Source organism: Jiangella aurantiaca, from assembly GCF_004349105.1.
In the GTDB taxonomy this organism is placed as follows: Bacteria; Actinomycetota; Actinomycetes; order Jiangellales; family Jiangellaceae; genus Jiangella; species Jiangella aurantiaca.
Window position 1 is genome coordinate 23,386 of record NZ_SMLB01000036.1, and the last position, 21,125, is coordinate 44,510.

The 21,125-nt window shown below is 71.9% G+C and carries 18 protein-coding genes; 6 read left to right on the plus strand and 12 right to left on the minus strand.

Going from position 1 to position 21,125, the window contains the following annotated elements:
• Positions 1 to 54 precede the first annotated feature (54 nt).
• The 6 genes from E1262_RS21300 to qcrB all read right to left on the minus strand — a co-directional run bounded on the left by E1262_RS21300 (position 55) and on the right by qcrB (position 8,063).
• Positions 55 to 696, minus strand: coding sequence for a response regulator transcription factor (locus tag E1262_RS21300; protein WP_132105310.1), 642 nt, complete (start codon positions 694 to 696; stop codon positions 55 to 57).
• Positions 697 to 707: 11 nt separating this feature from the next.
• The gene (locus E1262_RS21305; RefSeq protein ID WP_203454135.1) at positions 708 to 2,213 is read right to left on the minus strand and encodes a GAF domain-containing sensor histidine kinase; all 1,506 of its coding nucleotides are present in this window, start codon (positions 2,211 to 2,213) and stop codon (positions 708 to 710) included.
• Positions 2,214 to 2,529: 316 nt separating this feature from the next.
• Entirely contained in the window at positions 2,530 to 3,774 is a 1,245-nt protein-coding gene (locus tag E1262_RS21310) for a serpin family protein (RefSeq protein ID WP_132105314.1), read from the minus strand.
• A 24-nt stretch (positions 3,775 to 3,798) separates the two neighbouring features.
• Positions 3,799 to 5,037: a serpin family protein gene (locus E1262_RS21315; RefSeq protein WP_132105316.1), complete on the minus strand. Its 1,239-nt coding sequence runs from the start codon at positions 5,035 to 5,037 to the stop codon at positions 3,799 to 3,801.
• 21 nt (positions 5,038 to 5,058) lie between these two features.
• Entirely contained in the window at positions 5,059 to 6,354 is a 1,296-nt protein-coding gene (locus E1262_RS21320; RefSeq protein WP_132105318.1) for a serpin family protein, read from the minus strand.
• Between the two features lie 152 nt (positions 6,355 to 6,506).
• Positions 6,507 to 8,063 carry a cytochrome bc1 complex cytochrome b subunit gene (gene qcrB / locus E1262_RS21325; protein WP_132105319.1) on the minus strand — a complete coding sequence of 519 codons (1,557 nt, stop codon included), beginning with the start codon at positions 8,061 to 8,063 and terminating at the stop codon, positions 6,507 to 6,509.
• A 149-nt stretch (positions 8,064 to 8,212) separates the two neighbouring features.
• Between qcrB and E1262_RS21330 the strand changes: the two genes are divergently transcribed.
• The 4 genes from E1262_RS21330 (at position 8,213) to E1262_RS21345 (ending at position 10,844) form a co-directional block, all read left to right on the plus strand.
• Positions 8,213 to 8,596, plus strand: coding sequence for a polyketide cyclase / dehydrase and lipid transport (locus E1262_RS21330; RefSeq protein WP_132105321.1), 384 nt, complete (start codon positions 8,213 to 8,215; stop codon positions 8,594 to 8,596).
• 177 nt (positions 8,597 to 8,773) lie between these two features.
• Positions 8,774 to 9,223, plus strand: a complete 450-nt coding sequence (locus E1262_RS21335; protein WP_132105323.1) for an SRPBCC family protein — start codon at positions 8,774 to 8,776, stop codon at positions 9,221 to 9,223.
• Complete coding sequence (locus tag E1262_RS21340) at positions 9,220 to 10,155, plus strand: ROK family glucokinase (RefSeq protein ID WP_132105325.1); 936 nt, start codon at positions 9,220 to 9,222, stop codon at positions 10,153 to 10,155. Before E1262_RS21335 ends, E1262_RS21340 begins: the two co-directional genes overlap by 4 nt.
• Positions 10,152 to 10,844, plus strand: coding sequence for an endonuclease/exonuclease/phosphatase family protein (locus E1262_RS21345; protein ID WP_132105327.1), 693 nt, complete (start codon positions 10,152 to 10,154; stop codon positions 10,842 to 10,844). Before E1262_RS21340 ends, E1262_RS21345 begins: the two co-directional genes overlap by 4 nt.
• 11 nt (positions 10,845 to 10,855) lie before the next feature.
• On the opposite strand, the gene E1262_RS21350 is transcribed toward E1262_RS21345, so the two are convergent.
• Together E1262_RS21350 and E1262_RS21355 are read right to left on the minus strand one after the other, a co-directional pair.
• On the minus strand, positions 10,856 to 11,353 hold the full coding sequence (locus tag E1262_RS21350; protein ID WP_132105329.1) for a hypothetical protein: 498 nt from the start codon (positions 11,351 to 11,353) through the stop codon (positions 10,856 to 10,858).
• Positions 11,350 to 12,132 (minus strand): alpha/beta hydrolase, encoded by a 783-nt coding sequence (locus E1262_RS21355; RefSeq protein WP_132105331.1) that lies wholly within the window; start codon positions 12,130 to 12,132, stop codon positions 11,350 to 11,352. Before E1262_RS21355 ends, E1262_RS21350 begins: the two co-directional genes overlap by 4 nt.
• 124 nt (positions 12,133 to 12,256) lie before the next feature.
• Between E1262_RS21355 and E1262_RS21360 the strand changes: the two genes are divergently transcribed.
• Positions 12,257 to 12,949, plus strand: a complete 693-nt coding sequence (locus tag E1262_RS21360) for a lysophospholipid acyltransferase family protein (protein WP_132105333.1) — start codon at positions 12,257 to 12,259, stop codon at positions 12,947 to 12,949.
• A gap of 6 nt (positions 12,950 to 12,955) precedes the next feature.
• On the opposite strand, the gene E1262_RS21365 is transcribed toward E1262_RS21360, so the two are convergent.
• Positions 12,956 to 14,122: an osmoprotectant NAGGN system M42 family peptidase gene (locus E1262_RS21365; protein ID WP_132105335.1), complete on the minus strand. Its 1,167-nt coding sequence runs from the start codon at positions 14,120 to 14,122 to the stop codon at positions 12,956 to 12,958.
• Positions 14,123 to 14,160: 38 nt separating this feature from the next.
• On the opposite strand from E1262_RS21365, the gene E1262_RS21370 reads away from it, so the two are divergent.
• A complete protein-coding gene (locus E1262_RS21370) occupies positions 14,161 to 15,807 on the plus strand; it encodes a DUF885 domain-containing protein (protein ID WP_203454136.1) in 1,647 nt (548 codons plus the stop codon).
• A 128-nt stretch (positions 15,808 to 15,935) separates the two neighbouring features.
• Here E1262_RS21370 and ngg read toward each other — a convergent pair whose 3' ends face one another.
• The 3 genes from ngg to E1262_RS21385 form a co-directional block, all read right to left on the minus strand.
• On the minus strand, positions 15,936 to 17,663 hold the full coding sequence (gene ngg, locus E1262_RS21375) for an N-acetylglutaminylglutamine synthetase (RefSeq protein ID WP_420810553.1): 1,728 nt from the start codon (positions 17,661 to 17,663) through the stop codon (positions 15,936 to 15,938).
• A gap of 35 nt (positions 17,664 to 17,698) precedes the next feature.
• Positions 17,699 to 19,495 carry an N-acetylglutaminylglutamine amidotransferase gene (locus E1262_RS21380; RefSeq protein WP_132105337.1) on the minus strand — a complete coding sequence of 599 codons (1,797 nt, stop codon included), beginning with the start codon at positions 19,493 to 19,495 and terminating at the stop codon, positions 17,699 to 17,701.
• A gap of 175 nt (positions 19,496 to 19,670) precedes the next feature.
• Entirely contained in the window at positions 19,671 to 21,023 is a 1,353-nt protein-coding gene (locus E1262_RS21385) for a trypsin-like serine protease (protein WP_132105370.1), read from the minus strand.
• Between the last annotated feature and the right edge of the window lie 102 nt (positions 21,024 to 21,125).

The following is a 21,125-nucleotide window of genomic DNA, read 5'->3' on the forward strand; positions in this document are numbered from 1 at the left end:
ACGCAGTGTCACAGGAACTGCCTCGATGTCACGGAAGCACGTCCTGGTGTCACATTACCCCGGTTGCGCCTCTTCACCATGGCTCAACAGCCCGGCTCGTACCGCGGCCATGATCGCCTGGGCCCGGTTGGAGGCGTTCAGCTTGTCGTAGAGCTTCGAGACGTGCGTCTTCGTGGTCGACTCGCTGATGTACAGCTTGCGGGCGATGCTCGACACGCCGAGGCCGTCGGCGAGCAGGTCGAGCACCTCGCGCTCGCGCCGCGTGAGCTGCGGCCCGGTGGGGTGCAGGCGCCGCTGCATGGCCTCGGCCAGGCCGTCGGCGACGAACGCGGACGGGGTGGCGGCGGCGTGGCGGGCGGCGGCGACGACGTCGTCGCTGGGGGAGCTCTTCGGCACGAACGCCGACGCGCCGGCGTCCAGCGCGCCGAACAGGTGGTCGTCGCCGGCGTACATGGTGAGGATGACCAGGCCGATGTCGCCGCGGTTCTGCCGGAGTCTTTGCGCCAGCTCCAGGCCGCTGCCGTCGGGAAGCCGGATGTCGATGACCGCCACCGTGGGCTGGGTCGCCTCGGCGAGCTTGTGCGCCTCGGCGACGGTGGCGGCCTCGCCGACCACGGTGAATCCCGCGTCTCGCTCGAAGGCGCGGCGCAGGCCTTGGCGGATGAGCTCGTGGTCGTCCACGAGCATGACCGACATGGGCACGGTTGTTACCCCTCTCCCTGAACGTTGCCGAGGGATACGTCGACGACCGTACCGCTCTCGGCCCTGTCTTTGATGACGAGTGTGGCGCCCACTCGCCGGGCACGCTCGGCCATGATCTCCAGACCGTAGCGGCCCCGTGGCTGCTCCCGCATGCCCATGCCGTCATCCACCACGCGAATCTGCGCATTGGGCGGGCTGACGGCGACGGTGACCCACAGGTTCTTCGCCTTCGCGTGCTTGCGCACGTTGGTGATGGCCTCCTGGCCGATGCGCAGCAGCTCCGCCTCGACCTCCGGGCGCAGGCGGTCGTGCTCCTCCTGGTGCACGAGATGCACCTTGAGGCCGGCCTGCGCGCCCACCTGGCGGGCGTAGGCCGACAGCGACGTGCCGAGGCCGCCGTCGTGGTCGAGGTCGCTGCGCAGGTCGAAGATGGAGTGCCGCAGGTTCGACAGGATGCGGGTCAGTTCCTGCCGGAGTGTGGTCGACAGCGACTTGGCGTCGGCGTCGGTGGTGCGGGCGATGAGGTCGTCGACGAGGTAGCCCAGCGAGGTCAGCTCCTGGGCGATGCCGTCGTGGATCTCGCGGGCCAGCCGGCGCCGCTCCTCGCGGGTGGCCAGTTCGCGGACCTCGTCGAAGAGCAGTGCGGTCTCCAGCCGCAGCGCGCCCTCGTCGGTGGAGCCGACGAGCAGTTGCAGCTCCTCGGACGACACCTGGTCGGGCACGTCGGCGACGATGACGCCCATGGTGCGCGACCCGACCCGCAACGGCAGCACGACGCGGTAGCCGCGCCGCCCGTTCGGGGTCCAGGCGGGTGTCTCGCTGCTCCACGCCTCGAGGACGACGGGGTCGCGCTCGGCGCCGAGCAGCCAGCCGTCGTCCTCGCCGCGGTGGGCCAGCGGGAACAGGTTGCCGCCTTCGCGCCGCACCAGCAGTGCGGCCCGGCGGACGGCGAGCGGCCCGGCGACGTTGTCGAGCAGGCCCTCCGCGAGCGTGCCGGGGTCGAGGCCGACGGAGAGCCGGCGCGACACCACCCGCAGCTCCGACAGCAGCCGGTACGCGGCGGCGTAGCGTCCGCCGTCTGCGATCTGGATGCTGTCGAGGCGCAGCACCCACGCCCCGATGGCGCCGGTGGCGAAGATGATGACGACCCAGACCGAGACGCTGCCGAAGGTGGGCAGCTCGATCAGGTTGCCACCGGCGAGGATGTTGCCGATGACCAGGCCGACCGCGCCGGTGAGCGTGGTGACGGCCGTGCCCATGATGCTGCCGGCGAGGCCTGCGGCGAACGCCGGCACCAGCAGGTACGGGAGTGCGAGGTAGGCCTCGGGCAGTCCGAGCCCGACGATGATCGACGCGAGCGCCATCTCCGCGGCCACCCGGACGCGGGTGCGCGGGAGGATCCGCTCCGAGATGGCGGCCGCCAGCGCGACGAGGGCCAGCGCCCCGAGCCACCACCAGTCGGTGACGACGCTGCGGGCCGACCCGGTCAGGGCGATGACGAGTGCGAGCATGCCGGGCCGCGCAACGGCCACGCCATGCCAATGACGCTGGACGGAATCGGGTGCCCACACACTCACAGGCGGCAGTTTGCCGTAAAACATCGATCCGCGAGTTCCGAATCGCGGCATGTGCCCGTACTTCGAGACACCAATTGGATCATGGAAACATGATCTGGGCCACAGAATCGGCCGTTACTCGCAGTAACGGCTCGGAAACTGACTGTGACGCTGTGACACCGTCTCCGCTTCGAGTCGCGCGATGGCCGGAAGTACGTTATAGGCCCGATTCGGGCGGTGCCATTCCGCCGCCGAAACGGACATCGCGGGATCAGCCGCGAGGATCGGCGACGGTGCCGAGGAAGAGGATCGTCCCGGTCTCGCTGTCGGAGATCGTGAACGCGAACGGCCGATCCACCCGGAACGGCCAGCCCGCCGAGACGTCCATCATCCCGCCGGTGACGGCGGCGGCCTCGGTGCCGGCCTCGTCGACACGGATGTAGGTCTTCTGCGCGACGACGCTGAGAGACGGGTTCACCGGTGACATCGGGGTGAAGTCGCCGCCGCCGAACGCCCTGTCCATGCCGAGGGCGATGAGCGCGTCGTTGAGCTCCGCCTCCCACTCCAGCTCGAACCGCGGCAGCGCCAACTCGTCGATCTTCGTGGGCTCGAGCGCGGCGACGGCGGCGGCCCATTCCGTCGCGTCGAGCGACGCGAGCAGCTGCGGCAACCCGAAGCCGTCGTCGGGTAGCAGGATCTCCATGGCGTACCGCTCGTCCTCGCCGTAGGGGAGCCGCAGCATCTGGTAGCCGTCGCGCTGGGCGAGCGGCAGGTAGGTCGTGGGGAGATGCATGATCGGCACCGTCGACGTGGTGCCGTCGGTCAGCCGGAAGCCGCCGTCGCGGGTGTCGCCCGGGTCGAACGGGGTGGTCCATGCGCCGAGGAAGTAGACGGCGTTCGCCAGCACCAGCACGGCCCTCGGATCCGGGAGCCGGAGTTCCTCGGCGATGCCGTCGATGCGGTCATCGGTCTGGTCCCGCACCCAGGCGTCGATCTCGTCGGCCGTCTCCTGCGCGCCGAGGTCGGCCTCGGCGACGGTGGCGCCGAAGGAGTCGCGCGTGAACGCGAGATAGTCGTCCTCGAACGGCACGCCCGGCTGGGCCCACAGCGCGTTGGCGGTGGAGAGGGTGACGTCGTCGGTGTCGGCCAGTTCGCGTAACAGGGCGCCGACGCGGACGTCGCGGGAGTCCTCGAGATGCAGCACGGCGGCCATCTCGTCGGCCGTCTGCCCGCCGGCTCCGGCCAGCACCATCGCCAGCAGCGCCGCCGCCGACACCGGCGACGTGACGGTGTTCTCCGTCCCGTCGGTCAGCTGACCGAGCAGCTCGAAGCCGAACTCGTTGACCGACGTCCCGACGGCGTCTGCGTCGCCTGGCGCGACGTCGGTCACCAGCTCCATCCTGGCCGCGGCCGCTGCGCCGTCACCCGACGGGTTCTCGGGCGACGCGTTCGTTCCACAGGCCGCGACCAGCAGCCCGCCGGCCAGGATGCCGGCGATCAGGCGGGTGTAGGACATGTCGGCCCCCTCGACGACAGTGGGTCAGCCGCGCGGATCGGTCACGGTGCCGAGGAACAGGATCGTGCCGGTCTGGCTGTCGGAGATGGTGAACGCGAACGGCCGATCCACCCGGAAGCTGTTGCCGCCGGCCGACTCCGCCATGACCCCGCCGGTGACGGCGGCCGCCTCGGTGCCGGCCTCGTCGACCCGGATGTAGGTCTTCTGCACGACGGTTGCCAGGAACGGGTTCTCCGGCGACATCGGCGTGAAGTCGCCGCCGCCGAACGCGCTGTCCATGCCGAGGCTGCGGAGCGGCTTGGTGAGCTCCGCCTTCCACTCCAGCTCGAATCGTGGCAGCGCCAGCTCCCTCAGGTGTTGCTCCTGCAGCTCGCCGACGGCGGCCGCCCACTCGGCGGCGTCGAGCGATGCGAGCAGCTGCGGCACTCCGGAGCCGTCGTCCGGGAGCAGGATCTCCATGGCGTACCGCTCGTCCTCACCGTACGGGAGCCGCAGCATGCGGTAGCCGTCGCGCTGGGCGACCGGGAGGTCGACCTCGGTGCGGTGCATGAGCGGGACGTCGGCCGTGCTGTCGTCGGCCAGCCGGAACGGCTCGTCCCTGGTCTCGTTGGGGTCGAACTGGGTGGTCCACGTGCCGAGGAAGTAGACCGCGTTCAGCAGCACCAGGACGGCGTCGCCGCTGGGCAGCCCAAGGTCCGCTGCGATGCCGTCGATGCGGTCCTCCGTCTGGTCCCGGACCCAGGCGTCGATCTCGTCGGCCGTCTCCTGCGACCCGAGATCGGCATTGTCGATCGTGGCGCCGAAGGAGTCGCGGGCGAAGGCCAGGTAGTTCTCCTCGAACGGGTAGCCCTGCTGGGCCCACAGCGCGTTGGCGACGGACAGCGTGACGTCGTCGGTGTCGGCAAGCTCGCGCAGCAGCGCCCCGACCCGGACATCCCGCGAGTCGTCGAGGTGCAGGACGGTGGCCATCTCGTCCGCCGTCTGGCCGCCGGCCCCGGCGAGCACCATGGCCAGCAGCGCGGCCGCGGAGACCGGCGACGTGACGGTGTTCTGCGTCCCGTCGGTCAACTGGCCGAGCAGATCGAAGCCGAACTCGTTCACCGACGAGCCGACAGCGCCGGCGTCGGCCGGATCGAGGTCGGCGACCAGCTGCAAGGGCGCGGCGCTGCCAGCGGACCCCGAGCCGGGCGACTCGGCCGTTCCGCAGGCCGTGGCGATCAGCCCGCCGGCGACGATGCCGGCGATCAAGCGGGTGTACGACATGTCTGCCCCCAAGGGTGTGCCTCAGCCGCGCGGGTCGGTCACCGCCCCGAGGAAGACGATGGTGCCCGTCTGGCTGTCGGAGATGGTGAACGCGAACGGCCGGTCGACGCGGAAGCTCTCGCCGGTCACCGCCGTCGACCGCATGGCACCGCCGGTGACCGCCGCGGCCTCGGTGCCGGCCTCGTCGACGCGGATGTAGGTCTTCTGCACGACGCTGTCGAGCACCGGGTTCGACGGCGACATCGGCCGGAAGTCGCCGCCCGCGAACGCCGTGCCCATGCCGAGCGCCGTCAGGGCGTCGGTCAGCTCGCCCTTCCACTCCAGTTCGAACTTCGGGACGGCGACGGTGCTCTGCTCGGTGGGGGTGAGGGCGGCGACCGCGGCAGCCCACTCGGTCGCGTCGAGCGTCGACAGCAGGTGCGGCAGGCTCGAGTCGGTGTCGGGAAGCATGATCTCCATGCCGTACCGGCCGTCGTCGCCGTAGGGGAGCCGCAGCATCCGGTATCCGTCGCGCTGCGTCACCGGGAACGTCTGGTCGCGCAGGTGCATGAGTGGCACGTCGGCGGTGCCGCCGTCGGCCAAGGTGAACGGCTCGTCGCGGGTGTCGGCGGGGTCGAACTGGGTGGTCCAGGTACCGAGGAAGTAGACGGCGTTGAGCAGGACCAGGCCGGCTTCGGGGTCGGGCAGGCCGAGGTCGGTGGCGATGCCGTCGATGCGGTCCTCGGTGTGCTCGCGGACCCACGCGTCGATCGCGTCGGCGGACTCGGGCGACCCGAGATCGGCCTTCTCGGCGGTCGCCCCGAAGGTGTCGCGCACGAAGGTGAGGTAGTCGCCCTCGATCTCGAAGCCCTCGTCCGCCCACAGCGCGTTGGCCGGCGCGAGCGTGACGTCGTCGGTGTCGGCGAGCTGTCGCAGCAATGCCCCGACCCGCACGTCGCGGGCGTCCTCCAGGTGCAGGGTTCCGGCCATCGCCGCGGCGGTGTCTCCGCCGGCGCCGGCCAGCACCATGGCCAGCAGGGCCGCGGCCGAGACCGGCGAGGTCACGGTGTTCTCGTCGCCGGCGGCGAGCCGGCCGAGCAGGTCGAAGCCGAACTGGTTGACGGATGCGCCAACGGTGCCGGCGTCGGCCGGCGCGAGGTCGGCGACGACGTCGATGCGCGGCGCCGGCCCCGGTTCGGCGGTCGGCGACGTGGCGGCCTCGCCCGCGCCCGAGCCCGGCGCGCCGCTGCCGTCGTCCTCACCGGCCGGGCCGGAGCCGCAGCCGGCGACCAGTAATGCACCGGCGAGCACCGCCGTGAGCACGCGGGGCAGGGACATGGACGCACCTCCGGGACGACAGTCCAGCTCAGCCTTCTTGAGAACTCGGGGTCATGCAACGACCTCTCACGCTCTCCAGCCGACTTACGCACTGGACCGAGGACTCAGGGGGACCTTCGGGCCCCCATCACCCGTCGGTGTTGCAGAACCCCTCATTGCTCCTTTACTTGGACGCCGCCGGAGACGGGTCGGTTGCCGGGGAGATCGGCGAAGTAGAAATGAGACGCCAGAGCGCGCCGCCGGTCGGCGCGGTAGTGCGGGTTCGGGATGCCCTGCGCGTCGGCCGGTGCGCCGGCCCCGGCGGGCACCAGCGCCGCGCGCGGCGCCCGCCGCTCCGCCTCCTGTGGAGTGAGCGGCCGGTGCAGCTCGCTGAACCCGCCCTCGGGACTGACGACGACGATCCCGGTCGCGTGCCCGTGGCGCAGCTCCTCCAGGTCGCGCATCCGCAGGCCCAGGCAGATCCGCTTCGTCGCCCAGAACACCAGCGGCGGTGCGACGACGACGGCGGCCTGCAGGAACCGGACCAGCGGCTCGAGCGGGACGTGCAGCAGCGTGGCGACGACGTCGGTGGCGCCGGCGATCCACAGCACCAGGTAGAACGCGACGAACGCGGCCACCAGGGCGGTGCGGACCGGCATGTCCCGGGGCCGGTCGAGGACGTCAGGGTCGCGGCGGTCGCCAGTGGCCCACTGCTCGAACCACGGGTACAGCGCGAGTGACGCCAGGAGCACGCCGGGCAGCACCATGACAGGGACGACGACGCTCAGCGTCAGCGTGTAGCCGAACACGTCGAGCTCCCACGGTGGCATCAACCGCACGGCGCCGTCGAGGAACCCGAGGTACCACGGCGGCCGGCTGCCGGCCGGCGCCTGCGCTGCGTCGAACGGCCCCCACAGCCAGACCGGGTTGACCTGGACGGCCGCCGCCATCGCGACGATAGCGCCCGAGATCAGCAGCGCCAGTCCGCCCATCCGCGCGGCGTACCGCGGGAGCGGATCGCCGGCCGGCTCCTCCTCCGCCTGCCACCGCCGGTAGGCGAGCACCAGCCAGACGGCGGCCAGGCCGATGATCAGCGCCGGCAGTATCCACACGTGCAACGTGGTCAGCCGGCCGATGATCTGGTCGCCCGGGAACTCGTCGCCGAACACCAGCCACGACAGCCAGGTCCCGATCACCGGCGTGGCCAGCAGGTAGCCCTCGGTGACCCGCAGCCCGGTCCCGGACTGCATGTCGTCGGGCAGCGAGTGGCCGAGGTACGCCTCGGCGATGCCCAGCACCAGCAGCGCCAGCAGGATCAGCCAGCCGATCCGCCGGTACCCGCGGAACGCGCCGGCGAGGAACACCCGCAGCAGGTGCGCCGACAGCGCGGCGATGAACACCAGCGACGCCCAGTGGTGGACCTGGCGGACGAGCAGCCCGCCCGGCACCTCCAGCGAGATGCGCACCGTCGACGCGTAGGCCTCGGACATCGTCACGCCGCGCAGGGGGCCGTAGTCGCCGGCGTACACGACTTGCCGCATGGACGGCTCGAACCAGAACGCCAGCAGTACGCCGGACACCAGCACCAGCAGGAAGCTGATGATCGCCAGCGGGGCGAACAGGTCGGTCCACCGCTGCGGCACCGGCAGCCGGCGCCGGGTCATCGGGCCGTGCCGGTCGGCCAGGCCGACCACCGCGGTGACCATCGGGTGTTTCGTCGGGTCGGGCATGCCGCACTCCTCGCGATTCGCTCCTACCACTAGGACTTGTGCGGGGCCGGGATTGTGACATGACGTCGATCACGTCCGTAGTCTGCGGTGATGCCGCCGACCGCGAGGTTCCAGGATGCGGCGAGCCCCTCGACGGAATGGGAGACCGCATGGCGTCGGCGATCGATCTCATGGACGACACGTTCGTGGTGGCTGATCGGGCCGAGCTGGCGGCGTACGTCCGCGACCCGGCGGTCTGGCGGGAGTGGTGGCCGCAACTGACCCTCGCCGTCCGCCAGGACCGCGGCCTGGAGGGCATGCGCTGGACCGTCACCGGTGAGCTGACCGGCAGCACGGAGCTGTGGCTGGAGCGGTGGGGCGACGGCGTCCTCGTCCACTGGTTCCTGCGCGCCGACCCGGCGTCGCCACGGGCCCGGCCGGACCGGCTGGCCCGCCGGTACACCGTCGCGTTCAAGGCGCGCATCCAGGAGCTGAAGGACCGCCTAGAGCAGGGACGACCGGCCGGCGTGCCGCGCCTGCCGCCGGCTCGATAGTCTGCGATCTCCGCCGGTGCGGAGGGCCGCAAGCCACTACAGAAGTCGGGTTATGCAATGATCACGAACTCTCTCCTGCCACTTTCCGGCCTGGACCGAGGACTCTGGGGGACCTTCGGCCCCCCGTCGCCCGTCGGTATTGCATAACCCTCCAAGGGCAGATGGGACACTTCACACATGGCTGCGCAGACCACGTCGAGCATCGTCGTCGCGGCGACGCCTGACCGCATCATGGCCGTCATCGCCGACCTCGAGGCGTACCCGGAGTGGACCGCCTCGGTCCGCGAGGTCGAGGTGCTGACGGTCTACGAGGACAGCGGGCGGCCGGGCGAGGCGAAGTTCGTCCTCGACGCCGGGCCGATCAAGGACCGCTACACGCTCTCCTACGAGTGGGACGGCGACGACGAGGTCCGGTGGAGCCTGGTCGAGGGCGGGCTGATCAAGGAGCTCGACGGCTCCTACGCGCTGGCTGCGGTCGACGACTCGAGCACCGAGGTGACGTACCAGCTGACGGTCGACGTCGCGATCCCGATGCTCGGGCTGATGAAACGCAAGGCGGAGAAGGTCATCATCGACACGGCTCTGAAAGAGCTGAAGAAGCGCGTCGAGGACGGAGTGGACGAGTGAGCCTCACCATCGGGGTCGACGTCGGCGGCACCAAGATCGCGGCCGGCGTCGTGGACGAGAAGGGCGTTATCGGGGCGCGGGCGCGGCGCGAGACGCCGTCGCACGATCCCGCGGCGATCGTCGAGACGATCATCGAGGTCACCAAGGAGCTGGCCGACCGGCACGACGTCGAGGCCGTGGGCGTCGGCTCGGCCGGCTTCATCGACTCCGCCCGCTCGCGGGTGCTGTTCGCGCCGAACCTCGCCTGGCGCGACGTCCCGGTCCGCGACCAGGTCGCCGAGGCCACCGGCCTGCCCACCGTCGTCGAGAACGACGCCAACGCCGCCGCCTGGGGCGAGTTCCGGTTCGGCGCCGCCGAGGACGTCGACGACATGATCCTGCTGACCATCGGCACCGGCGTCGGCGGCGGCGTGGTGCTCGACGGCCAGATCTACCGGGGCGCGCACGGCGTGGCGGCCGAGCTCGGCCACATGCGGGTGGTGCCGGACGGGCACCTGTGCGGCTGCGGGCTGCGCGGCTGCCTCGAGGCCTACGCCAGCGGCACCGCCCTCGTGCGTGAGGCGCGCGAGGCGGCCAGCCTGCCGTCGGCCGAGCGGCTGCTCGAGCTGGCCGGCGGCGACGCGCAGCGCATCACCGGCCCCATGGTCACCGAACTCGCCAACGCCGGCGACGAGCTGGCCATCGTGCTCATCGCGGAGGTCGGGCGCTGGCTCGGCGAGGCGATGGGCTCGTTCACGGCGGTGTTCGACCCGGCGGCGTTCGTCATCGGCGGTGGCGTCTCCGCGGCCGGCGACCTGCTGCTGCGTCCCGCCGAGGAGGCGCTGCGCAAGCACACCACCGGCGCCGGCCACCGGCCGGAGCCGGAGGTGCGGGTGGCGACGCTCGGCAACGACGCCGGCGTCATCGGCGCGGCCGACCTCGCCCGGGTGTGACGGCCTCGGAACCGGCCGGCACGCTCCGGGTCGTCAGCTACAACGTCCACGGGCTGCGCGACGATGGCGCCGCCGTCGCCCGGGTGCTGCGCGAGCTCGACCCGGACGTCGTGTTCGTCCAAGAGCTGCCCAAGGTCCTGCTGTGGCGCGGCCGGGCGGCGTCGTTCGCCCGGCGCGCCGACCTGCTGTACGCGGCCGGCGGCGGCACGACCGGCGGGACGGCGCTGTTCATGGCGGTCCGGGTCGACCTGCGCGAGGCGCAGGAGCATCGGCTGCGGCGCACGCCCGGGCTGACCCGGCGCGGCCTGGTACTGGCCCGGCTGGAGAAGGACGGCGTCGCGTTCGCGGCCGGCTCGCTGCACCTGGGCCTGGACGCCGGCGAGCGGGCCCGGCACCTGACAGACCTCACCGGCCTGGTGAACCGGCTCGGCGTGGCGACGACGGTGCTCGGCGGCGACCTCAACGAGCCGCCGACGGCGCCGACGTGGACCCGGCTGGCCTCGCAGTACGCCGACGCCGGCGCCGCCGACCCCACGCCGACGTACTCGGTGGCCCACCCGCGGCAGCGCGTCGACGGCGTCTTCGTCCGGGGCGCCGAGGTCACGTCCTACCGCGTCGTCGACACCCCGGACGTCCGAGCGGCCAGCGACCACTTCCCGGTCGTGGCGGAGCTGACGCTCCCGCGCTAGGGTCGCTGGCGCTAGATGACCGCGCCGTCGTCGGGGTCGTTGGGGTGGTGGCCACGCATGCGGGCGACCAGTGTCACGAAGCCGGCCACGAAGGCGACCACGGCGAACAAGACGATCTCGTCGGACGGCCGCCACGACATGATCGCGACGATGATCAGCGCGATCGGCGGAGCGATGACGGCGGCCCAGGCCAGCCGCTGGATGCGGTCGCCGCGGGGGATGGGGGCCGGGACCGGCGGGACGAAGTGGTTGGCGGCCTCCTCGGCGGCGGCGTCGTCGATGCCGCCGGAGGCGGGGGCCTCTACAGGCGGGTCGGGGGCGGCGCCGCGCTCCGTCAGCGACCCCAGCGTCACCGAGGCGTCGCGGAAGTCGTCGGGACGGACGCCCTCCTCGAGGCCGTCGTCCGGCCCGAGCTCCTCGGCCGCGGGCCAGGGCTGGTCGCCGTCGGAGGGGGCGGCGTGGAACGAGTCGATCAGCTCGGCCCAGGTCTGGTCGTCGTCTCGGCTCATCGCGGCAGGCCTCGGTTCCTCTTCGTGGTGACTCGTTCGACGAACGCCGTGGAGCCCGAGAAGATTTCCGGGGCGTCGTAGTCGAGGGTGGCGACGTGGTAGCTGCGCCGCAGAACGACCTCAGCGGCGTCAGGGGAGGAGACGCCGGAGAGGATGACCGGTGCGCTGGTCGCGTCGACGACGTGGTCGCTCGCGCTGCGATAGAGCAGCAGCGGCTGAGTGATCATGGCGAGGTCGCGGCGGACCAGCTGCCACAACTTGGTCTGCGACCACAGCGCCCGCAGCGGGGTGCGGTCGTAGGCGCGCTCGTCCTGGCCGGGCAGCGCGATGTCGCCGGACAGCCCGGCCGCCGACGGGCGCAGCAGCCGCAGCACCGGAAGCGCCAGCAGCCGCTTGTCGGCGCTGGTGACGACCGGGTTGACGAGCACCAGGCCCTGTACGAGCGGGCCGTGCTCCTGGGCCAGCCGCAGCGCCAGGCAGCCGCCCATCGAGAGGCCGGCGACGACCACCTGCTGGCACCGCTCGGCGAGGTCGAGCAGCGACCGCTCGACCCGGCGGTACCAGTCGGGCCAGCCGGTGACGTTGAGGTCCTGCCAGGTGGTGCCGTGCCCGGGCAGTCGCGGCAGCTCGACGCTGTACCCGCGGCCGGCCAGGTGCTCGGCCCAGGGACGCAAGGAGGCCGGCGAGCCGGTGAAGCCGTGGCAGAGCAGCACCCCGACGGGGCCGCCGTCGTACCGGTACGGTTCGATCGAGTCGACCGCCTCGCCCTCTGAGAGCATCGCGTCCCCTCCCGTTCCCGCGCCGGCACTCGCACCAGCATGGTCGCATGCGCCCGATCCGTCCGCGCGGGCGAGGCCCGTCGTCCGCTGCGTCGGCGGCGCTCATTGGCGGTAGTGTTCCGACGTGTTCTATTGGCTGATGAAGAGCGTCTTCCTCGGGCCGATCCTGCGGTTGATCTATCGGCCCTGGGCCGAGGGTGTGGAGCACGTCCCCGCCAAGGGCGGCGCGATCCTCGCGGGCAACCACCTCACCGTCGTCGACTCCTTCTTCATGCCGCTCGTTCTCGACCGTAAGGTCAGTTTCCTCGCCAAGAGCGACTATTTCACCCAGCGTGGTGTCAAAGGTTGGTTGAAGCGCGTCTTCTTCGGCGGGACGGGCAATGTGCCGGTCGACCGCTCCGGCGGCCGGGCCAGCGAGGCGGCGCTGCGTACGGCCGTGCAGATCCTCGAGACCGGCGATCTGCTCGGCATCTACCCCGAGGGCACGCGCTCGCCGGACGGCCGGCTCTACCGCGGCAAGACCGGCGTCGCCCGCATGGCGCTGGAGGCCCGCGTCCCTGTCGTCCCGGTAGCGATGATCGGCACGGCGGAGATGCAGCCGGCCGGGCGGATCATCCCGAAGCTGATGCGGCCCGGCATCCGGTTCGGCGCTCCGCTCGACTTCAGCCGCTACTACGGCATGGAGACCGACCGCCACGTGCTGCGGTCGGTCACCGACGAGATCATGTACGCGCTCATGGAGCTGTCCGGCCAGGAGTACGTCGACGTCTACGCGGCGTCGGTGAAGGCGAAGGCCGCCGAGCCCAAGGACGGCTGACGGCCGTCAGTGCCGGCCCGGGTAGCGGTCGGGCTCCGGCTCGGCCGGCTGCACGCTGTGGCTGGGGAAGTCCTCGAGCGAGCCGGTCGGGCGGTCGTCCCACTCGCTGAACGTCAGCGGGCTGGAGAGGTACGCGGTCAGCAGTTCGGCCGTGCGCCGGATGCCGTCGAGGTGGGTCCGCTCGTGCCCATGGCTGGAGTCGACGCCGAAGCCGATGAGCGCCGTCCGGCACTCCAGCCCGGACTCCACGGCGGGCGCGGCGTCGGACCGGTAAAAGCGGTACACGTCGCGGCGGAACGGCAGTTCGTTGCTCTCGCACAGGCCGATGAGCCGCCGGGTCAGGTGGTAGTCGAACGGGCCGGTGGAGTCGAGCATGCCGATGTTGACGGTGTCCTCCCGCGACTCCTGCCCCTCGCTGACGACGGCGTTGTCGACAGCGACCAGCTCGGCCACGTACTCGTCCAGCCCGTGGGTGGCGCCGACGCCGACCTCCTCGCCGATGGTCACCAGCAGGTGCGTCGTGACCGGGCGGCTGCGGCCGTCGTCGACCAGGGCCTTGACGGCGGCCAGGCAGGCCGCGACGCCGGCCTTGTCGTCCAGGTGCCGCGACTTCACGTAGCCGTTCGGGGTGATCTGCGGCGCGGCGTCGAGCGCCACGAAGTCGCCGATCGAGATACCGAGGTCGAGGAGGTCCTGCCGGCTCTCGACCGGCTCGTCCAGCCGCACCTCGACCTGGTGCCAGCCGACGCCCTGGGTGTCGACGGCGTCGCCGAAGTTGTGCCCGCTGGACATCAGCGGCAGCACGGTGCCGGTGTGCAGCCGGCTGAGGTCGTCGGTGAAGACGGTGACGTGCGCGCCCTCGGCGAACCGGGCGCTGTGCGTGCCGACCGGGACGACCTCGAGCCGGCCGTTCTCCTTGAGCCTTTTCACCATGCAGCCGATGGTGTCGGCGTGCACGACGATCGCCCGGCTCGCCCCGCCGGGCGCCCCCTCGCCGGGGAGCGTGGCCCGCAGAACGCCGCGCCGGGTCAGCCGGATCCGTACGCCCAGCTCGGTCAGGCGGTCGCCGACGATCTGCATGACGGCGTCGGTGCGGCCGGACGGACTCGGCGTGCGCAGCAGCTCGAGCAGGACGTCACGCAGGTACTCCTCGTCGATCGGCACGCTCTTCATGCCTCTACCCTGACATGCCGCGCCGGTAGCCTGCCGGAGTGCCCGCGAACGACGTGACCCAGGTGGCCGACGACTACCTCCGCGACCTCGCGGACCTCGATCCGGACGCCGCGCAGGCCCTGGGCCGGACGCCGTCGGCGCTGATCCAAGACCTGTCGCCGGACGCGTTCGCGCGGCGGCACGCGGTGACGGCGCGGGCGGCGGCGCGACTGGCCGCGGTCGGACCGGAGCCGGCCGGGTTCCGCGCCCGGGTGCTGTACGTCGCGCTGTCCGAGCGGCTGGCCAGCGACGTCGCGCTGTACGAGGCCGGCTTCACGACGGCGTTGCTGGCACCGCTGGCCACACCGGTGCATTGGGTCCGGCGCACGTTCGACGACCTGCCGGCGGCGACGGCGGATGATTGGGCGGTCATCGGCCGGGAACTGGCGCGGGTGCCGGCGGCGCTGCGGGAGTACGCGGCGACGCTGACGGCGTCGGCGGATCGCGGGCAGGTGGTCGCCCGGCGGCAGGTGCTCGCCGTCGCCGCCCAGTGCGACGGCTGGGTGGCGGACCGGTTCTACCCGGCGCTGGTCGAGCCGGCCGGGTCGCCGTCGCTGGCCGGTCTAGCCGGAGCGGCGGCAGAGGCGACCGCGGCGTTCGCGACCTTCCTGCGCGAGGAGTTGCTGCCGCGCGCGGGCGAGCGGGACGGCGTCGGCCGCGAGGTGTACGAGGTGACGTCGGCGGCGTTCCTGGGCGCGCCCATCGACGTCGAGGAGACCTACGCCTGGGGCTGGGACGAGCTGGCCGCGCTGATGGCGCGGGCGCGGGCGGTCGCGGCGGAGATCGTCCCGTCCGGCGGCGTCGACGACGCGGTGCGGGCGCTGGACGCCGACGCGGCCGGCGCGATCGACGGCGTCCCGGCACTGGAGGCGTGGCTGCAGCGGCGGGTCGACGAAACCGTGGAGGCCGTCGCCGGCACCCACTTCGACGTCCCCGACCGCACCCGCCGCGTGGAGTGCCGCGTGACGCCATCCGCGTCTGGCGTCATGTACTACGTGCCGGCCGATCCCGGGCTGACCCGGCCGGGACGGGTCTGGTGGACACTGCCCGACGGCGTCACGCGCGCGCACGTCTGGCGGGAGGTGTCGACTCTGCACCACGAGGGCGCGCCCGGTCACCACCTGCAGCACGCCGTGACGCTGGGGCTGACGGGGCTGCACCCGTGGCAGCGCTCGCTGTGCCACGTCCACGGGTACGCCGAGGGCTGGGCGCACTACGCCGAGGAGCTGGCCGACGAGCTGGGGCTGGTCCGGACGCCGGGGGAGCGGCTCGGGATGATCTTCGCGCAGCTCTGGCGCGCCGTGCGCGTCGTCGTCGACCTCGGGCTGCACCTGGACCTGCCGATCCCGCACGGGCATGGGTTGGTCGACGCCGACCGGTGGACGCCGGCGCTGGGCGCCCGGATGCTGGCCGACGTCGCGCGCGTGGACCCGCAGACGGCCGCGTTCGAGGTCGATCGCTATCTCGGCTGGCCCGGTCAGGCGCTGGCGTTCCGGGTGGGCGCACGGCTGTGGCGCGAGGCCCGTTCGGCGGCGTCGGCGCGGGCGGGCGCGGCGTTCGACCTGCGCCGGTTCCACGCCGACGCGCTGCGGGGAAGTGCGGGCACAGCCCGCCGGGTGCACCGTTCGCTGGTGTCCACCTGGTGAAATTTGGCGGCGTTTCGGGGGCCATCATGAGGTTTTCTGGTGCACCAACACGATCGCAGGCGTGTTGAGGCTCGGGTAATCCTGGTGATGGCCTCCGAAACGGGTCGACCAGCCTGACCCATTTGGGGTCACTGCGGCGCGGACGGCGGCTGCCAGGCCTGCGGCGTGGTGCGGGTCGCGGGGAACAACAGATCGACGAACCTCGCGGCGGTGGGCTGCGGCTCGTGGTTGGCCAGCCCGGGGCGCTCGTTCGCCTCGATCAGCACGTACTGCTCCTCCGCCGGACTCGGGACGATCAGATCCAACCCGGTCACCGGGATGTCGATCGCCTCGCTGGCCGTCACCGCGGCCGCCGCGAGCGCCGGGTGCAGCGACGCCGTCACGTCGTGGATCGTCCCGCCGGTGTGCAGGTTGGCGGTGCGCCGGACCCGCAGCGCGTCGCCGTCGGGCAGCACGTCGTCCATCTCCCACCCGGCGGCCCGGACGGTCTCGACCGTGGTGTCGTCCATCGGCACCCGGGACTCGCCCCCGGTCGCGGCGGCGCGGCGGCGGCTGTGCGCGTCGATCAGCTCGGCGACGGTTTGCCGGCCGTTGCCGTACACCGTGGCCGGGCGGCGGACGGCAGCGGCGACGACCTCGTGGCCGATGACGACGATGCGCAGGTCCTCGCCCTCGACGCACTCCTCGATGAGGACGTCGGGGCAGAACGTGCGGGCCAGCGTCACCGCCGCCTCCAACGCCTCCGGCGACGACACCCCGACGGTGATGCCGCGCCCCTGCTCGCCGCGGACCGGCTTGACGACCACCTCGCCGACCTCGCCCAGGAACGCCGCGTCGGCCTCCGGCGTCGAAGCCGCCACGCCGCGCGGCACCGACAGCCCGGCCCGCTGGAAGATCCGCCGGGTGTGCTGCTTGTCGTCGCAGCGGCTCAGCGCGACCGCCGTCGTCAGCTCGGACAGCGACTCGCGGGTGACGATGCGCCGCCCGCCGTGCGACAGGCGCAGCTCGCCGCTCTCGGCGTCGGTGATCTCGACCAGGATGCCGCGCCGCCGCGCCTCGTCGGCGATGATCTTCGCGTACGGGTTCAGTTCGGTGGACTCCGCCGGGCCGGCGACGTAAAGCGGCTCGTTGATCGGGTTCTTCCGCTTCACCGCGAACACCGGCACCCGCTGGAACCCGAGCTTGGTGTACAGCCGGATCGCCGGGTCGTTGTCGTGCAGGACGGACAGGTCGAGGTGGTCGCGGCCGCGGCCGATGTACCGCTCGGCCAGCATCCGGACCAGCGCCTCGCCGACGCCGGGGATGGTGCACTGCGGGTCGACGGCGAGGCTCCACAGGCTGGCGCCGTTGTCGGGGTCATCGAACGCGCGGACGTGGTCGACGCCCGTGACGGTGCCGACGATCGCGCCGGAGCGCTCGTCCTGCGCGACCAGGTAGGTGAACGTCGGCGTGCGCTGGTTGGCCCACATCAGCTCGGTGTCGCCGGTGACCATGCCGCGCGCCGCGTACAGCCGGTTGATCTCCTCGGCGTCGGCCAGCTCGCTCACCTTGCGGACGAACACGCCGGCGACCGGGTTGCGTCGCGGCCGGTAGCGGTGCAGCTCCAGCCGGTAGGTCAGCGACGGGTCGATGAACAGCTCGCCGGGCGCGTGCGACACCAGCACGTGCGGGTCGGCGACGTACATGGCGATGTCGCGGCGGCCCTCCTCCTCGGCCCGTAGCAGGTCGATGACGTGCCGCGGCTCGTCGAAGGTCTGCGCGAACACCAGCCGGCCCCAGGCGAGGTCGACGACGACGTCGCGCTTCATGTCCCGGACGAGGTGCTCCGGAGCCTCCTTCCACGGCCGGCTCCACAGCGACTGGCCGCCACCCCTGCCGCGGCGGGCGTCGCTCACCGTACCGTGCCCTCTCCGGGCAGCTGCGTCTGCAGCCACAGCTCCAGCAGACCGAGCTGCCAGAGCCGGTTCCCGCGCAGGGGAGTGAGGTCGGCGTTGGGATCCGAGCGCAGCCGGTCGACGTACTCGGGCCGGAACAGTCCGCGGTCCCGCGCGGCGGCGGAGTGCAGCGCGTCCTCGACCAGCTCGAGGTACGGGCCCTGCAGGTACTTCAGCGCCGGCACCGGGAAATAGCCCTTCGGCCGGTCGATCACCTCGTGCGGGATGACCCGGCGGGCGGCCTCCTTGAGCACGCCCTTGCCCTCCTGGGCCAGCTTCAGCTCCGGCGGGCACTGGGCGGCCAGCTCGACCAGCTTGTGGTCGAGGAACGGCACGCGCGCTTCCAGTCCCCACGCCATCGTCATGTTGTCGACCCGCTTGACCGGGTCGTCGGTCAGCATGATCTGGGTGTCCAGCCGCAGCGCCGCGTCGACCGCCGTCTCGGCGCCGTCCTTGGTGAAGTGGTCGCGGACGAAGTCGAGGCTGACGGCGCCGTCGGTCAGGTGGGCAGGCGCGACGACCTCGGCCATCGCGGCGTGGTCGCGGTCGAAGAACGCCTTCGCGTAGGTGGCGACGGCGTCGGCGCGGCCGACGCCGGCCAGCGGCGGGTACCAGTGGTAGCCGGCGAACACCTCGTCGGCGCCCTGCCCGGACTGCACGACCTTGACGTGCCGGCTGACCTCCTTACTGAGGAGGTAGAAGCCGACGGCGTCGTGACTGACCATCGGCTCGCTCATCGCGGCGACGGCGTCGCGCAGCGACGGCAGCAGGTCGGCGCCGACCCGGATGCGGTGGTGGTCGGTGCCGAACTCGCGGGCGATGACGTCGGAGTACTTGAACTCGTCGCCCTCCTCGCCGCCGACCGCGTCGAATCCGATGCTGAACGTGTTGAGGCCGGTCTGACCCTCCTGGGCGAGCAGCCCGACGACCAGGCTGGAGTCGAGGCCGCCGGAGAGCAGCACGCCCACCGGGACGTCGGCGACCAGCCGCCGGCGCACGGCCACCCGCAGCGACTCGAGGATCGCCTCCTCCCAGTCGGTGGCCGACCAGCCGGCCTTCGCCGGGTCGCGGGTGAACGACGGGTCCCAGTAGACGCGCTCGCGGCTGGTGCCGTCGGGCTCGACGACCCGGACGGTGGCCGGCGGCAGCTTGCGCACGCCGGCGAGGATCGTGTGCGGTGCAGGGACGACGGCGTGCCAGGTCAGGTAGTGGTGCAGCGCGACCGGGTCGATGGAGGTGTCGACGCCGCCGCCCCGGACCAGCGCCGGCAGCGTGCTGGCGAACCGCAGCCGGTCCGGCGTCTCGGCGAGGTACAGCGGCTTGATGCCGAGGCGGTCGCGGGCCAGCACCAGCCGGCCGGTGTCGCGCTCGTGGATCGCCAGCGCGAACATGCCGACGAGGTGGTCGACGAAGTCCTCGCCCCAGCGGTGGTACCCCTTGGCGATGACCTCGGTGTCGGACGTGGAGAAGAACCGGTAGCCGTACCCGCTGAGCTCGTCGCGCAGCTCGCGGTAGTTGTAGATGCAGCCGTTGAAGACGACGGCCAGGCCCAGCTCGGCGTCGACCATCGGCTGGTGGCCGTGTGGTGAGAGGTCGATGATGGACAGCCGGCGGTGGCCCAGCGCCAGCGACCCGTGCGCGTAGGCACCGGAGTCGTCAGGCCCCCGAGCCACCATCGCGTCGCACATGAGGCCGACCGAGGAGAGGTCGGCGGGGCGGTTGTCGAACCTGAATTCTCCGGTGAGACCGCACATGTGTTTCGAGCCTACCCACCCTTTGGCTGCCGGTCGCGGCGAACCGGTACCGCCGGCGCGCCTTCTGCGGACCTCTACCCGCAGCTGACGACCCGAAACACGTTCGGCGGTGGCGCATCCGTGAGATGCGCCACCGCCGAACGGTGGAACGTGTGCTACTTACTCAGATATCGGCTCAGAGGTTCGAGCCGGTCACCCGGCGGCGCGCCGCGAAGGCCGCACCGGCGCCACCGGCGGCCAGCAGCAGGGCCAGGCCGATCATGGTGGTGGTGTTCGAACCGGTGTCGGGCAGCTCCTCGCCGTCGCCGTCGTCGTCGCCCGGGTCCTCGGTGGGCGTCGGGGTCGGCTCCGAGGTGGGCTCCTCGGTCGGCGTCGGGGTCGGGGTCGGCTCCTCGGCCTCGTTGACCGTGATGGTCACGGTGGCCGGGATGCCGTCGGTGCTGCCGTCGTTGGCGAGGTACAGGAAGGTGTCCTCACCGGTGAAGCCCTCGGCCGGGGTGTAGACCAGCGTGGTGAGGGTCTCGTCGTCGGTGGTCAGCGTGCCGACCTCGGGCTGGCTCACCTTGAACGACACCTCGTCGCCCTCGGCGTCGTCGGCCGTCAGCGTGATCTCGACCGGCTCGCCGGCGGTGGTCTCGATCTGGACGTCGGCGACCTCGGCCGGCGTGTTCTCACCGGAGGCGACCGCCGCGATGCTGTCGCTGACGGCGCTCAGCTGGGTGTAGACACCCGGGATGCCCGGACGGGCGCAGCCCTCGCCCCAGCTCACGACGCCGACCTGGAGGTACTCGCCGTTCTCCTCGACGAGCAGCGGGCCGCCGGAGTCGCCCTGGCAGGAGTCGACGCCACCCTGCTCGAGGTCGCCGGCGCACAGCTCGACGTCGGGGCTGGTCTGGATATCGATGGCCTCGTAGGCGGCGACGCAGTCCTCGTCGCTGACGCCCGGCACGTCCACCTCGAGCAGGACGTCGCTCGCCTCGCCGCCCTCGGCGGTGGCGCCCCAGCCGATGACCCGGAAGGTCTCCGACGCGTCGAACGAGTCGTCGGTAACGACGTCGACCGGGGTCGCGACCTCGGCCGGAACCGGCTCGCTCAGCTTGACCAGCGCCCAGTCGTTCGGGATGCCGGAGATGTTGCCCGAGTACACGTACTCGGAGGTGAAGGTCTGAAGGTCGGGGCTGTTCAGGTCGACGGACCCGAAGTGCGCCACGATGCCGTCCGTCGGGCCGGTGCCGTTGACGCAGTGGGCTGCGGTGAGGATCAGGTCGGGCGCGTACAGCGAGCCGCCACAGGCGAACTTCTCGTCGATGACGAGGTAGGTGACGAACGGGTACTCGCCCTCGGGGGCCGGCGCACCGCCGACGATCTTGGTTTCGAAGTCGGCCGGAGAGCTCTGGATGATGAGGGACTCCTGCGGAATCTCCTCGGCCGCGGCTGCGGTGCCGGCGGCGCTGATGAGCGTGGCACCCGTTACCAGGGCCACGGCCAGCGCGCCCGCAGCGCGGACGCGCGCGCGGAAGGTAGTCACACTGTCTCCAATTCACATGAATGTCAGTTCAGCATCGAGCCCCCCGCTACCACGCGTGCCCGTGGACGCAGGAGGGCCCGAAATGCTGGGAATGCTACACGA

Excerpts from the sequence above, each read along its gene's own strand:
- E1262_RS21355 (WP_132105331.1), bottom strand. The coding sequence starts at position 12,132 with ATGCTCTCAGAGGGCGAGGCGGTCGACTCGATCGAACCGTACCGGTAC.
- E1262_RS21315 (WP_132105316.1), bottom strand. The coding sequence starts at position 5,037 with ATGTCGTACACCCGCTTGATCGCCGGCATCGTCGCCGGCGGGCTGATC.
- E1262_RS21350 (WP_132105329.1), bottom strand. The coding sequence starts at position 11,353 with ATGAGCCGAGACGACGACCAGACCTGGGCCGAGCTGATCGACTCGTTC.
- E1262_RS21320 (WP_132105318.1), bottom strand. The coding sequence starts at position 6,354 with ATGTCCCTGCCCCGCGTGCTCACGGCGGTGCTCGCCGGTGCATTACTG.
- E1262_RS21330 (WP_132105321.1), top strand. The coding sequence starts at position 8,213 with ATGGCGTCGGCGATCGATCTCATGGACGACACGTTCGTGGTGGCTGAT.
- qcrB (WP_132105319.1), bottom strand. The coding sequence starts at position 8,063 with ATGCCCGACCCGACGAAACACCCGATGGTCACCGCGGTGGTCGGCCTG.
- E1262_RS21335 (WP_132105323.1), top strand. The coding sequence starts at position 8,774 with ATGGCTGCGCAGACCACGTCGAGCATCGTCGTCGCGGCGACGCCTGAC.
- E1262_RS21310 (WP_132105314.1), bottom strand. The coding sequence starts at position 3,774 with ATGTCCTACACCCGCCTGATCGCCGGCATCCTGGCCGGCGGGCTGCTG.
- E1262_RS21365 (WP_132105335.1), bottom strand. The coding sequence starts at position 14,122 with ATGAAGAGCGTGCCGATCGACGAGGAGTACCTGCGTGACGTCCTGCTC.
- E1262_RS21380 (WP_132105337.1), bottom strand. The coding sequence starts at position 19,495 with ATGTGCGGTCTCACCGGAGAATTCAGGTTCGACAACCGCCCCGCCGAC.
- E1262_RS21305 (WP_203454135.1), bottom strand. The coding sequence starts at position 2,213 with ATGCTCGCACTCGTCATCGCCCTGACCGGGTCGGCCCGCAGCGTCGTC.
- E1262_RS21300 (WP_132105310.1), bottom strand. The coding sequence starts at position 696 with ATGTCGGTCATGCTCGTGGACGACCACGAGCTCATCCGCCAAGGCCTG.